Here is a 14,890-nt window from a genome sequence, read left to right on the forward strand (position 1 = left end):
TTAACTTTTTACATAATAGCGCCGTCCTCCTCACCGCAGTGTGCCCCTAAAATTTTGTTAATCATTTCATTAGCGCCGTCTTTGCTGTTCATTTCAAATTTAATTTGATTTAATATAAATTATGTTATAAGTTTGTGAATTAAAATATATGATTTAATATTTAATTGTTTAGTGGTAAAGAACAGTTAGAAGAGTATGAGCAATTATTAAACATCATTGTAAGCGCAATTTGTGTGTCTTATTTTCTCCCCATCCCCGGGGTATTGATAACAATAATTGCCGGCAACAGAAGGTTTTTCAGCTTCAGCTTATGAAGTATTTAGGTTAAAGGTTTGCCGGGAGAGCCAATTACGAGGCATATAGGGTTTTACAAAGGACTGTTTTTTACATTTTTTGAATAAAATCTTATATGTATAAATAGAAATTTACACACGCATATGTTAGTCCTGTCCCATCCTATGAAAAAGAAGCTGCATCTATTGCCGGAAGGCAAAACCATGCTTCGGCGTTGCGTAATACTGCTCCTGTTCCTGTTGAGCTATACCGGCATACAGGCACAGGCTCCGTTGCCGGCCATCCGCGTGATCAACGCCACCGGGGGGAACTCCGCCAGCGACGGCCTCCGGCTGGAAATGGACGCCAAAGGCAGGATACAGGTGTTCCGGAATGGTAAAACAGAATCTTATGCGGCCAACGGTGAAAAAGGGTACGGCGACTATATCCGGGTGAAACACAGTACCACCCCCATGACTGCCCTGCAGAGCCTGGACACCAACGTCTGTTATATATCCCCGGTCATCGGTAACGGCAGCGCCACTTCTCCCTACAGGATCTTCGTCTTTAACAAGGTGTATGATAAAAAACCGGCGGGCGGGTCAGACTTCGAATCACCTGTGTATATCACCCGCGCCTACACTTATATAACGCCGAATAAATACTTTACCGTCGATTACTCCTTCAACGGCGCCAATATCGGGTACAACGTAATGCTTTACCAGGAAGAACACCTGGCCATGCAGCAAGACCCCAACTATGCCTATAGCGGCGGTAACGATTATCAGGCGGGCATTGCAGGTTATTGCGCCCTCGGCTTTAAACAGCCGGGCGGAACGGCTTACATGGGCGCTTACCACGGAACGGCGGCCAGCATCAACTGCGGCGTGCCGCAACCCTATACCCATGCCTTTATCGCTAACTCCTCCTTTGCCAGTTACTTTCTGTCAGACGATATCAAGGCGCCAGGCAAATACCAGTCATCTTCCAACCTGACGCTCTTTCCCTACCCCTCCAACACCGGCACGGGCATCAGTGTGGGGTATGACCGTATGCTACTAGTGCAATCAGCCCTGAATAACAAACTGGCGGGTAAAACGCTGGGGACCCGCATTGCGGTAGGTTATGGCGACCTGGACAACACACCGCCCGTTACCACCTATCCTGACTATGATGCTATCCATACCGCTATCGGAGGGCAAACCAGCGACGGCAGCACGCCCGTGACTGTAGAATTTGCCGGCGATGCCAGCGATAACGAAGGTAACACCGGCAATAACCACGCACCGCAAAGCCTCCTGCTGAAAGTGAGCGGCGGCATCCTCAAAATGCCGGTATACGCCGAAATGAAAGTAGTAGCCAATGCCGGAGAACCGCATCCCGCCCTGGAAAACCAGGACTTCACTTACGAAATGGGCTTTATTATTCCGGCCGGTAACTACACCACTGCTACTACCGTACCGGTGACCAACGTGACCATCCAAGGGAACGACAGACTGGAATACAGCCGTAAGCTGACCCTCGAACTACAGGATATCAACTGTAACGCACTGGTACAACTGGGCGCTACCAAACAGGCGACCTATACCATCGTCGATGATGAAGACCGCACGCTGACGATCAACTTCCCGCAGACAACCGTCAACGAAGGCAGCCAGATCACCGGCACTATTTCCCTGCCCGGCAGCACCACGGTGACAGAAGATACCTATGTGGACCTGTCCGTCCTCAGCGGCAACACCGCCCTGGCAGACGTGGACTTCACCATGGATAAAAAAGTGAAGATCACCAACGGTACCGGTAGCGCAAACATTGTGGTCACCGCTAAAACGGACCTTGTCCTCGAAGCCAGCGAAACCTTTAAAATACAGGGAGACGCCAACGTGCTCGGTCAGGCTAAAACAGCCGCCGGCCCGGTGATCACCATTACCGACGATACCCGCAACCACGACGCCAATATTACTTTAGGCGTTACCGTTACCCCCGCAGACCCGGATGTTTCCTATCCTGCGCTCACCTTTAAAGAGAGTTATAACGGTACCTTCAACATCAGCCTGCCGGCGGGCGTATCTACGGATATACCCATCACCGTTACCCTGACGAAAGGAGGCACCGCCACAGAAAATACAGACTACACGCTGACCCTGCCGGCCACTGTTATTAACGGCAGCACCCCCATCAGCGGTACACTCAAACTGACAGACGACGGCCGCATCGAAGGGGATGAAACCATTACCCTCACCGCCGCTATCACCGACGGCAGCGCCACCGCCTTTAAGCTGGCTCCAGCCACCATCACTATTAAAGATGCACAGCTGCCCCTCACGGCGCCGGCTACACTCCATCTGTCCACTAACGACATCAACGAAGGCGGCCCCGGCGCCAACTGCTGGATAGAACTACCTGCCGGTATCGTTGCCACCGACGTGGCACTGACCTTCGATATCTCCACCGCTGCCGGTACCACCGCGCAGACAGGCTCCTATAGCGGTTTACCAGCTTCCATGGTGATTCCCGCCGGAGCAAAGGCTTCTGTGCCGGATGTTATTTCCGCGGCAGCCAACCTCGTGCTGGAAGATGATCGTGTGCTGGTGATCCACGCCGCCACGGCTGCCAGCGTACCGCTGACAGGTATCAATACCGGTGCAGACGTAACACTCAATATCCACGATAAGACAGATGCTGCTGCTGTATCCATCGCCATCGCGCCAGTCACTACGCCGCTAACGGAAGGACAGGCAACGCCGTTTACCATCAGCCTTACCAGTGGTTACAGCTTCGCCAAAAATATCAGGATCGCCCTGGCTGCCAACCCGACAGGTACCGAAGCCGGCACAACAGACTATACGCTTGTCAACGAAATTGAACTGCCGGCCAATACCACCGGCACCTATACCACGCCGGCCAACGTGTTGACAGCCGCTCCCGACATGGTGATCGAGAAAGACGAAGCCCTGGTGATCAAAGGCACCGCCGGCGCCTATACGGTGAACGGAACGACCGTCACCATCAATGATGCCACCAGAAGAAATGCGGCCAACACGAAAGTGACTTTCAACGTTCCGCAGACCACCATTGCCGAAAATAATACGACCACTATTACGGCTACACTACCTGCCGGCGTTACTACGCAAATACCCATCAATATAGACTTCAGCGCTGTCACTGGTACCGCTGCCACCAACGACTATACGTTGACCGGGCCACTGCAGATCACCGCCGCTATACCGGCGCCTGTCGCCACGCTGAGCATATTAAAAGACGACCTGGTGGAAAACCAGGAAAACCTGACCATCACACCGGCCATCACCGATGCCTATAGCACCACCTACAGCATGACCCCGGCTACGCTGGCCTTTACGATCAACGACCGGGAATATCCGCTGCTGGCAACCAACCCGATTGTGCTCAGCAGTACGCCCGCCACCATACGCGAGAACGACCCGGCAGGCGCCACGCTGACGGCCACCCTGCCGAACGGCTGGAAATCAGCCATTCCGCTGACGGTACAGCTGGTGAAGAACAGCAGCTCCACCGCCGCTGACGACCGCCATACCACTATACTCAACAAGCAGCTGGTCATCCAGTCCACCGGTACCGCCTCCATGCAGGTCCTCGCCACTGACAACGATGTGCTGGACGATGACGCCGACCTGATCATTGACGGTAACCCGGCTAACGCCGCATTGCCTGTTACCAGCACGACCATTCACATTGCAGACAATACCATCAATAAACCGGATGCCCGTAAAATCACCCTCACCGCCAGCAAAACGCTGATACCGGAAGGGGAGAAGCTGAGCGTGACCGTAGCGCGGCTGTACACCTCCGCCAAAAAAGTTGCTGTGCAGCTGACTGTAGATGCCGCTTCAGAGGCCAGTCTCGCCAAAAATGACTACGCCGTTATCAACACCCTGCTGGAACTGGAGAAAACAGATAAAACACACACTTTCGAGGTGATTCAGACCAATACCGACCAGGTGCTGGAAAAAGACGAATCACTCAAACTCAACGCCACACTGGCCGGTTATACCGTGAACAACCTCGATCTGAAAATCCAGGACCTGACACGCACGGTTTCCGCCAACAGGGCGCTGACACTCACACCCTATAAAACATTAAACGCGAAAGAAGGAGATAACGGTCACGTGCGTATCGCACTGCCTGCGGGCATTACGACTGAAGTACCCATCAGTCTAACGCTCACACAAACCAGCGGCGATGCGGAAGCCGGTGCAGACTATACCATGAACACCGCTTTTTCCTTTAATAACGCCAACGATACTACGATTGCGCTGAAGATAGCAGCAGATAACCTTGTGGAAGGACCTGAGAAACTGGTGATCAGTACTACTGCCACCGATGCGATCAGCAGCTATACCACCAATGTTTTTGACGTAAACATCGAAGATGCGCAATATCCGCTGACAGCGCCCGTGAAGATTACCCGCTCGCAGGCCGCTATCAATGAAGGCGGCCCCGGCGCCGTTATCGGGGTACAGCTGCCCAACGGCTGGCAGGCAGGTAAGCCCATCGTTGTCACCATCCATAAAGATGCGGCGTCTACCGCCGATGCTATCGACTATAAACCGCTGCCTTTCCCGCTTACGATCACTATCCCGAAACTGGGTACCGGCGCTACTCATCCTGTGCTGCTGGAAGCTGTGAAAGACCTGGTGCTGGAAGATGATGAAACCGTAGTGCTCACAGGCACCACCGGCGATGTGAATATGTCGGTGAAAGGAGATACTGTGATAATCCTCGACAGGACACATGACGATCCGGCGACCGGTTATATCCATATTATCCCGGTAACGACCGGCACTGCTGTAAAAGAAGGAGACACCTATGCGGCCAAAGTATCCCTGGCGCCTGGCGTTACTTCCAGCAAACCGATCACGGTGACACTGTCCGCCGGCAGCGCTACAAAAGCCAAACCGTCCGACTACAGCGGATTGCCGCCACAGGTGACGATCCCGGCGCTGCAACCGGATGTCAGCTTCTCCGTACACGCGGAAAACGATAACATCCTCGAAAAAGACGAGCTGTTACAGCTGGTAGCCACACCGAAAAATATAGCAGGCATGAAGGGCGATACCCTCGACCTGCTCATCAAAGACGCTACCCGTCTTGATCCCAACAATCTGAAAGTGCAGGTGAAGATAGATTCCGCCATCCTGCATGAGGGCAGCACTTCCGCCCTAAGGGTCGGATTTGTGAACAGCCTGATCTCTTCCGATGAAGACATTACCATCAACATCGGCAGGGATGCAGCTTCCACTGCGGATGCCGCAGACTACAGCGGTGTGCCGTCTTCCGTGACGCTGCCGGCGCTGACTAACAATAAAGTATACACGTTGCAGATGATCAATGATAATGTGCTGGAAGGAGATGAGACCCTGCAGCTGACTGCACAACTGGTAACCACAGGATATACCCTGCTGCAGCCGTCATCTTTACTGATACCGGAAACCGGCGATATGAGCGTACACCTGCAGAAGAAGAACGATGCGGCCGAACCGGCCACCCACGGCGCTTACCTGATTAAGTTGCCGGGTACCAGCACCGCCGCTGCCGAAGTAAAAGTGGTGTTTTATGTGAGCAGCATAGCCGGTACTACCAACATAGCGCCGATACAGACATCCGCCACTATTGCACCAGGTCAGAACAGTGTATCCGTTCCCGTGAATGTGATCGATAACCTGGTGATTGAAGGCGACGAAGTAGTGAAGGTAGCGCTGATGCTGGCGCAGATGAAGCGGTTCAATAAAAACATCGGTTTCGATGTGAACGATAAGGATACTGTACGCATGACGGTGTTTGACGATGAAAGTTACGCTACCGGCGCCAAAGCCACCGCCCGTCAGATGATGGTGGAAAAGACCGCTGATGCGTCCGAACCCAGTACGCCCGGCGCTTTCAGGGTACACTTCACCGATGCCAGGCTGTCGGCCGTGAAAGATGTGACCGTGACTTATCAGGTGAGCGGCAATGCTGTGGCGGATACCCGTTACCGTAAACTCAGCGGCACCACGGTGATCCCTGCCGGTAAGAACTATGCTGATATTAAAGTAGATCCGATTGACAATACCATTGTGGAAGGGGATGAAAATGTGCAGGTGCAGCTGAAAACCGTTGCCGGCGACATTCCGGGCGTTACCTGGCCATTATCTGCCAAAGCGCAGGCCGACGTGCTGATCCACGATAACGATACCCTGTTGGTGGACATCATCAACGATGGTTTGCCGGTAGATGAAGGTAAACCAGTGAAATTCAGCATCCGTGCGGTGAATACCGCTGCGCGTGACCTGCCGATCCGCTTCCGGGTAGACCAGGATGCTGCACGCAGTTTCACAGCGGCCGGCGCCACTGTGAATGGCAATACCATCACGGTGGTATTACCGGCACTCCGTACGGCGCAGGACTTTAGCCTTACCGCGGTAGACAATGATACCAATGATGATGACGGTTTCCTGAAAGCGACCATCCTGCCGCATGTGAGTGGCAGCGGTACCCCGATCTACAAAGCGGGGGCTAACGTTTCCGCACAAACGGCCATTCATGACAACGACCCGCTGACGCTGGCTTTTGCTGCTGAGAAGTTCAGCGTAAAAGAAGGTAATAAAGGCGAAAATACCCCCCTGAGATTTGTGGTGAAGATGAACCGGAAAAGCTCAAGAGATATTACCCTCAACTATGACTTTGAAGAATCAACAGATGGGGTAAGTTTCCCTTACCTGGGCTTTAAAGCTACGCCCGGAACGGATTTCGACAATACGGTCAAACAGGCGAAAATACCTGCCTTCCAGCCCGGTGGTGAAGTAGTGGTGAATATCATTGGGGACGAGGCTTTTGAACAAAACGAGACCTTCATCGTGAAGCTGCAGACCATCACCGTGCCTTCCGGCCAGAATACGCCGGTACTGGGCGATCCTGCCAAAGCTACCGGTGTGATCCTCAACGACGACCCGATGTGCAAAACCTGCGACACCGACGGCGACGGCCTGACCGACGAGCAGGAAGACATCAACGGCAACGGCGACCCGTTTGACGATGACACTGATGGAGACGGTATCCCGAACTTCCTCGACCTGGACTCCGATGGTGACGGTGTGCCCGATTCCGTGAGCCGCTTCCATCTCGACAATAACCGCAAGATCGATTACCTCGACGGTAAGGACGGCAAGATCAAAGTACATCCGGCGATCTCCCCGAACAATGACGGACAGGGTAATGACCTCATGTACATCCAGAACATCGAGAAGTTCCCGAAAAACGAGGTAGTGGTGTTTAACCGTTGGGGCGGTACCGTGTACAAGACAAGTAATTACGATAATAAATCCAACAGTTTCAAAGGCAAGGCCAATGCCGGCGGCCAGTCAGGCGCCGACGTGCCGGACGGCTCCTACTTCTACCAGATACAGATCTGGGTGGATGGCAGGGTAGAACGGTATACCGGATTTATTGTCATCAAACGTTGAGATCATTATTGGTAAAAATATTCAAGCTGATACCTATGAACAAGCGATTTATGAAAGCTTTAGGGATTGCTGTACTATGCTGTTGCTGCTGCCTGAAAGGGTGGGCGCAGCAACAGCCGATCTACTCCCAGTATATGTTTAACGGGATGATCATCAACCCGGCATACCCTTCCATGGACGAGTCTTCCAGCCTGACAGCCGTAGGCCGTAACCAGTGGGTGGGCGTAGACGGAGCGCCTAAAACAGCTACTGCTTCTTTTTATACACCACTGAAAGCTACCAATACCAGCCTTGGTGTGTCGCTGATGAATGAAAAAATAACGGTGAACTCCCAGACAGGCGTGCACTTCAACGTGTCCCAACGGGTAAAGCTGAACGAAAAGCTGTACCTCGCCATGGGCCTGAAAGCCGGTATGTCGCAGTTCCGGGAGGATAACAGCTCCCTGTCTACCTCCGACCCGGTGTTCGCGCAGAACCAGAGCTACTGGAAAACAGATGTGGGCTTTGGTTTCATGCTCTTTACCGATCACTTTTTTGTAGGCGTTTCTTCCCCCACTTTTAAGAGTTTTGACCTGGGCAACAGTGTCAACAAGGTGGTGGTACAATCACATTACTTTATTCAATCCGGATACCTTCTGACCATTAATGACAACGTAAAACTCAAACCCAATGTGCTGCTGCGGATCGTTAAAGGCACAGGCGTGCAGTATGATCTCAATGCGAATATTCTCTTAAAAAATCTGGTATGGCTGGGCGCATCCTGGCGTTCCGAAAAAACGATGACCGGTCTTGTACAAGTGCAGCTGAACAAAAACCTGCAACTGGGCTATTCTTACGATACCCCGATGCAGTCTAACCTGAAAGGCGCGCAAACAGTTTCCCACGAAGTAATGATCAATTATCGTTTTTCCTGGTCCAAATGGAAAGTGGTGGCCCCGCGGTACTTTTAAAAAAAATGTTATGAAAACCCGATTCACGGAACGAATGCGAAATTACCATGTTGGCCACCTGGTGTTTTTCCTGGGTGTGCTGATCATGACTGGTTCCTGCTCTTTTGTGAAAGACCATACTTCCGGTAGTATGGGCATGTCTAAAGCAAGGAGAGCGGAACGGTTGTTTAAAAGACAGGAATATGAGCGGGCGATATCGCTTTGCAATGATGTCATTAATAACACCAATAATGAAAATGCGCGGCGACAGGCGAAGTTCCAGCTGGCCCGCATTTATTTTGAGACGCGGCAGTTTGAAAAAACAGTCAGCCTGTACGATGAGTTGCTGTATAAACCCAGCGATGACGTGCTGGTGACGGACGTGACCACTTATATTGACCTGCTGAAACGCACAGGCAGAGTGGAAAAGGCCCGGCAGATCAGTGAAGTGTACGCCAACAATTATAAAAACAATGCCCGCTTCACCAATCTCCAGGAATCACTGGTGAATTATTATACCTTCTTTAACCGGGATTCTCTCCGGAACGTAAAAGCCGACAGCCTCCGGCTCAGTTTGCCCGGCTATCAGTACGGACTGGCCCTGTATAAAGACAACATCGTTTTTCTTTCCAATGATTTTAAGAAGAACGAAGCACAGTCATTTTACACGAACTCCAGGTTGTATATGATCTCGGAAGATGGTATTGAGCCGTTCAACAACAGCCTGAAAGGCATTTTACAGGTAGGGCCGGCCTCTTTTTACGATAAGGGGCAGAAGGTGATCTATACCTCCAACCGCTTTACCGACGTTAAAAACGATAAAAACTCCTATATCAATTATAACAACGGCACGCAGCTGCTGACCTCCACCTACCAGGAAAATCACGATGCCTGGAGCAAACCGGTGCCGTTGAAGCTGGGAAAATCTTCAGATTCCTGGTCTTTCCTGCATCCTTCAGTTGCTTCGAATGGTAAACGTTTGTACTTTGCGTCCGATATGTCTGGCGGTCAGGGTGGTACGGATATCTACTATGCTGACTGGGACAAAGCGGAAAAACGCTGGAAAACGCCGGTGAACATGGGCCCGAAGGTAAATACCAACGGCAATGAACTGTATCCGTTTATTGTGGGAGACAAACTGTTTTTCGCATCGAACGGTTTACGGGGTTTCGGCGGGCTGGACATATTCATGATCGATCTGAAGAAACCCGATGAAGGCCCTGTACATCTGCCCTATCCGGTCAATTCGCAGTTTGACGATCTGAATGCGGTGCTGGACGAATCCAAATCATTATTATATTTTACATCGGACCGTTCCGGGGTGCATGATAATGATCATATCTATGTGCTGAACCTGAAGAAGAATCCTTTGAAACAACTGGGACTGCCTTATCCCGGCAAGCCGGTAAACGACGAAGACAAAGTGCCTTATACCATGATGCAGACGGACAACCGTCAACAGCTGACTTTAGTAGGGGATAAAACCTATGATAACCTGGCTCCCGTTGTAAAAGCGGAAGACAAGCCTGCTGCGCCTGCCGTGGTACATACAGCCGTTCCCGTTACTACGACTGCCCGTGAGGTAAAAGATTATACAGATGAGGTGGTGGACAGTTCTCCGGAGATGATACCCTGGCAGAACCTGGCCCATCCGGCGCCCGCCGCTGCGCCTGTCACTGCAGCAGCCCCGGCTGCTATCGTGCCCGACTATGGGCAGCGGACCGTTGGCGGTCAGCCACAGCAGCTCAACCGGCAGGGGGCAGCTACTGCAAAGGGGGCTCCCGCATCTCCCGTAAAAAAGAACATGACGGCAGACAGTACGGTTATTCACGTGAGCGCCTATACGTTGGCTGCAGACAGCGCGTTTCGTATACCCGTCTCCGGATGGAAAGTACCGGGCGCCGTTTATTTCGATCTCAATTCCTATATCCCACAGGACAAGGAATGGCGTAAGCTGGATTCTATCTTTTATATCTGGAAAGCCCAACCGCAGCGGATGATCATCGTTAACGGCCACGCAGACATTATCGGTACGGAGAAATACAACCTCGCCCTGTCCAAAAACCGGGCGGTGTATATCCAGGAGTGCCTGCTCAGCAGGGGGGTGGAAGCTGCGCGCATTCGTATCAACTACTTCGGGTCTACCCGGCCGGTGCTGGTAGCCAGCCAGTATACCATGGATGCTGACCGGGAGAAATTTATCCTGCAGCAGGGAGTGAACAGGCGGTGTGAGATCACCATACAGTAAACTGATTTTTTTTATTGCGTATATCAAACTAACAAAATGAACAAAGTTGCATCACTAATGCTGTTGCTGGGAATGGGCTCACAGGCCTTTGCCCAGGAAATGCCAGTTGTGTTCAACAAAAGCATGGGCGCTCCCAAGAACCAGTACCGTAAACTGGCCATTGCGGAGAACAATGCTATTGTTGCTATCGGCGGTGGATTGGATAACGGATGTATCACCAAATTATCCTCCACGGGAAATCCTATTTACAATACCCGTTTAAACAAAGGCGGGCTGGTAGCTTACCAGGACTTGTTACTGCTGCCTAAAAATGAGTTGGTGGCAGTAGGCGGCGGCACTATTGCCTATGGTAATGCCCGTATTACCAAACTGAGCGCCACGGGAGAAGTGGTGTTTGACAAAAGCATCGGCAACGGTCAGGGTGGTTATTTCACGAAGATCATTGCCGACCGTCACGGTAACTACATCACCGTAGGCGTAGATGGCAGCAAGCCGGCACAGGCCCGCATCACCAAAATGACACCCGATGGCAAGATCGAGTTTGACAAAGGTTTTGGGGCACACAACGTATTTACTAACGTATTAATCGACGAAGACGAGAATATTGTAGCTGTTGGCGGAGACGTGGGAGACGGTCAGGGTAAAGCCTTTATGGTAAAAGTAGACGGTAAGGGTGAAAAACAGTTTGACCTGACTTTTGGTAAGCCCGGCGCCGTGTTTGAAAAAATGCTGCTGTTGGAAGACGGTTCCATCCTGGCCATGGGCGGCGGTGCTTATGGCACCGGCAACGCCAGCCGCATCGCTAAAGTGAACGCCGAAGGCCAGGTAGTATTCGACAAGGAATACAGCACCTTGGACGGTAAGTTCAACGCCATGAAGGTGAACGATCTGGGCCAGATCTTCGCCTGTGCGGAAGAAAAAGATAAGGGCCGCATCGTAAAGCTGCGTCCTGACGGTACAGAGCTGTTCAACAAAGAGGTGGACGCAGCCCTGTATGCATTGGAAGTAGGTAAAAACGGTAAAGTGGTAGCTGCTGGTGGTAACATCGGCATGAATACCGGTAAAATCGTAAAATTACTGCCCGACGGCACGCAGGTAGTCAACAAAAACATGGGTACGGTGTTTCAGCACCTGCTGCTCACAGAAGACGATGAGATGTGCGTGGTGACCAGGGAAGGGTACCGCCTCATTAAACTGACGCCTGACGGTGAACTGATGTTCGACAAACAACTGGGTAAATACGATGCCAAAACCACTCTTGCCTCCCTGCTGATGAGCCCTTCCGGCGAAATCCTGGCGGCCGGCGGTGGTGACGAAGACGGCAACCGTATCATCAAAATCAGCCACGGTGTGTCTGTGAATGATATTGCCGTTTCTGAGCCGCTCAACGGCTTGTCTAACGCCTCTCTCACCATTACGCTCTCCGGCTTCCTTAGAAGCAATGGCGTGCGTACCCCGGTGAATGTGCATTACAAAACCATCCCGCATAAAGACGGCGCTGGTCAGGGGGACTTCGACATTACTGAAGGCACTATCTCCTTTGTACCTTCTGAATTCGCTGCAGGTGCTATTATCTCGAAGACTATCCAGATACCCGTTAAAAGCGATAATCTGCTGGAGGGCAAAGAGTCTTTCCACGTAGAGATCATGGATGCGTCGGAATTGCACCTCACTAAGGCGAAAGGCGAAGTGACCATTTTGGACCAGCCGGCCATGGTAAAATTCATTGGAGGCACCAACGGGGCGGAACCTGCTACCGATGTGGTATTCTCTGCGGGGCTGTTCAAACGCGACAATACGCCGCTGATCAACGCCACTGGCAAGCCTGTAAGGCTGACTTACAAGTTCGGTAACGGTACCGCGTTGCCTGGTGCTGACTTTGTGAGCAGCATCAAAGCGCCGTTTGTGATTGACAATGGCGCCAGCACCGCGAGCCTGTCTGTAAAAGTGAAAGACGACAACCGTTTTGAACTGGCAGAGACAGTGGTATTGGTACTGAGCGAGATCAAAGCGGAAAATGAAGCCATCGTGGGGTATAACGGCGATGTGACTTCCATCTCCGCGTCCCAGTATATCCAGGACCAGGCAGCACATATCACGCTGGTTAAGCTGACAGACGCCAATGAATCGGCTACCGCACCGGTAAGCATGTTCAAGTGTATCCTCGTGAAAGCGGTGGATGGCTCCGTACAGACCAACTGTACCGGCAGTGATATCAATATCTACTTTGGCGTGGATTCTGTGAGTGCAGCCGCTTACGGCCGTAAGTTCGTGATCATGAACGGCGACATGGTAAAAATTACGGGTGACTGTGCCTTTAGCGAAACAGACATCCAGGTGGCCGTGGTAAACGACCGTATCAAAGAATCCGATGCGGTGGTAGCCGTGAAACTGCGCGACGTGACAGCCGCCAACAATGCCGGTGTGCTGAAGATCTCTCCTGAGCTGAAGCTGAATAAGGCGTTGGCTGTGATCCATGACGACGACAGCGATGAAGGATCCGTGCTGACAGCCACCAAGTAATCCTGGCTTGAATCAATAACCGATATACGCTGCTTCAGGCAACACCTACATTCCCGCATAGTTATTATGCGGGAATTTTTTCTTTAATAAACTTAAAAGCAGCATCCTTTATATTAAAATATAAAAGATGCTGCTTTTTTTATTATTTATAAATCCACCATAATCCGTTTATCGTAGGTAATGGTAGAAGGAATTAATAAAATAACTCAAAAATAAAAGAGTTGTGTCTTTTAATGGTTAACTTGGGAATAGCCTGGTATGTCCTTACCGGGCTCTTTTTTTATAACGTTTTCCTCATTACAAAGTCTTCCATCACGTAACCATTGCCGATATCGGTGTCTTTCTCTTTATAGGTAGAGAATCCCATTTTCTCATAGAAATAACGGGCTTTATTATAGCGGTTTACATCCAGTTCGAGGATGGTGGCGCCGAGTTTTTTCACCTGGCGGATAACGGTTTCCAGCAGGAAGCGGCCAACGCCTTTACCCTGGTAGGTGGCGTCGAGGTAGATTTTATGCAGTTTATAGACGCCTTCCGTATCGGTGGTGCTATAGGAAGCGAAGCCGATGGGTCTTTTATCGTCCTGCAGGATGATGAACTTGTGGTTTAACTCCGTGATCTGTTCAGTGAGTGCGGCAGTGCTGTACATCATATCGATCATATACTCGATCTGTTCAGGTTCGAGTATGCGTTGGTAAGTTGGTTTCCAGATTCTTTCAGTCAACTCCTGTATAACGGGAATGTCGGCTACTGATGTTGATTTTACGCGATACATGATTTGTGTATTATAAACGGTTACTTTCCTCAATAATATTATCGACGGTTTGTTGAAGCCGGTCGAGTGGTGTGTATCCTCTTGCGCAGAGGTATAATTGTTTGCCTGTGTCGAGAATGGCGGCGGGGAAGCCGGTGATGCCCCAGTTGTGCACGAGTTGGAATTCCTGGTTGGTTTCATACCGGAGGCGTTCGTCGTGCAGCCGGTCAATAAATTCATCTTCCGGCAGGCCATATTTCCTGACCAGTTTCCGGTAGGTATGGTCCAGGTTAAGGCTTAGTCCGTCGTAGTTGAGTGCATGTTGCATATCATGTGCGAAGGAGATGGCATTTTCGGGCTCATACGTTTTAAAAACGGTGAGGGCCACCGATGGTTTTTCGGAGTCCATGATTTCTTCCGAAGGCAGCAGTTTTTCAAGAAAAGCGCTGCCGAATTTTACGCCGGTCATCTCTTCCACATTGGTATGTTCCCGTTGGATATAGGCCGTCATCGTAGAGAACGGGTGACGGTTGTCTCCTACGATCATGCCGCCGGAGAGGATATCAAATTCCATGGTCCCGCTATGCAGCTGTTGAAACTGCATGACTACAGGCGTGAACCCGTAGCACCATCCACAAAGCGGATCATAGACATATATAAAACGCATAAACAGGCATTTAGC

6 protein-coding genes are annotated in these 14,890 nt (G+C 51.2%); 4 read left to right on the top strand and 2 right to left on the bottom strand.

Features of this window, described 5'->3' with window-relative positions; genetic code table 11:
• The first annotated feature begins 437 nt into the window (after positions 1-437).
• The 4 genes from B5D63_RS27285 to B5D63_RS27300 are packed head-to-tail and all read left to right on the top strand — an operon-like array spanning position 438 to position 13,454.
• The gene (locus tag B5D63_RS27285) at positions 438-7,754 is read left to right on the top strand and encodes a Calx-beta domain-containing protein (protein ID WP_078672035.1); all 7,317 of its coding nucleotides are present in this window, start codon (positions 438-440) and stop codon (positions 7,752-7,754) included.
• A 50-nt stretch (positions 7,755-7,804) separates the two neighbouring features.
• Positions 7,805-8,704 carry a PorP/SprF family type IX secretion system membrane protein gene (locus B5D63_RS27290; protein WP_159456189.1) on the top strand — a complete coding sequence of 300 codons (900 nt, stop codon included), beginning with the start codon at positions 7,805-7,807 and terminating at the stop codon, positions 8,702-8,704.
• A gap of 10 nt (positions 8,705-8,714) precedes the next feature.
• Positions 8,715-10,931: an OmpA family protein gene (locus tag B5D63_RS27295; RefSeq protein WP_078672037.1), complete on the top strand. Its 2,217-nt coding sequence runs from the start codon at positions 8,715-8,717 to the stop codon at positions 10,929-10,931.
• A gap of 36 nt (positions 10,932-10,967) precedes the next feature.
• On the top strand, positions 10,968-13,454 hold the full coding sequence (locus B5D63_RS27300; protein ID WP_078672038.1) for a Calx-beta domain-containing protein: 2,487 nt from the start codon (positions 10,968-10,970) through the stop codon (positions 13,452-13,454).
• A 280-nt stretch (positions 13,455-13,734) separates the two neighbouring features.
• Here the strand turns inward: B5D63_RS27300 and B5D63_RS27305 are convergent, their stop codons facing one another.
• Together B5D63_RS27305 and B5D63_RS34790 are read right to left on the bottom strand one after the other, a co-directional pair.
• Positions 13,735-14,229: a GNAT family N-acetyltransferase gene (locus tag B5D63_RS27305; RefSeq protein ID WP_143313126.1), complete on the bottom strand. Its 495-nt coding sequence runs from the start codon at positions 14,227-14,229 to the stop codon at positions 13,735-13,737.
• 10 nt (positions 14,230-14,239) lie between these two features.
• Positions 14,240-14,875, bottom strand: coding sequence for a DsbA family protein (locus B5D63_RS34790; RefSeq protein ID WP_143313127.1), 636 nt, complete (start codon positions 14,873-14,875; stop codon positions 14,240-14,242).
• Positions 14,876-14,890 lie beyond the last annotated feature (15 nt).

Source organism: Chitinophaga eiseniae, from assembly GCF_900167135.1.
GTDB classification, from domain to species: Bacteria; Bacteroidota; Bacteroidia; order Chitinophagales; family Chitinophagaceae; genus Chitinophaga; species Chitinophaga eiseniae.